Consider the following 425-nt stretch of genomic DNA (forward strand, 5'->3'; position numbering starts at 1 on the left):
AGTTCGTGTCGCTGGCTGACTGTCGTTAGTTCTTCTACAGAGAACCATGACGGCCAGTGGTCGTACACGCGCTCGATGTCTATATGACCGTCAGCCATCGTCATCTTGAAGAACATCCAAGTACCGTGTTCGGGGTGGCGCTCTTGCTCCCATAACTGGCGTAGGACTGTGAAGATGTCAGCCTGTGCCATTACGTGCTGCGATGGGCTGTCCTGCCAGGAATCGTTGGCGTCGTCAGGGGATAAGTCAGGCAGAAAATCCTCTGCTGAGTCGTCGGACAACGACATGCTTCTTTCGGTCATTCTCGCTTTGAAAATAAAGTTGTTTCGCCCAGGGTGAGCGGCCTTCACTGCATCGATGACCTTGTCGAGGGTCGGCGATATCGGTGCCGGTGTGCGCGGTATCTCCGGTGAAGCCAACAGCCA

General features: G+C 54.8%; 1 protein-coding gene. It reads right to left on the bottom strand.

All coding sequences use genetic code 11. The features are described from left to right. Positions 1–425 (bottom strand): hypothetical protein (locus AC30CM_RS27165; protein ID WP_490120001.1); only part of this gene is annotated, 425 nt, incomplete at both ends.

This window comes from Mycobacterium sp. DHQP2018-32-09 (assembly GCF_058148405.1).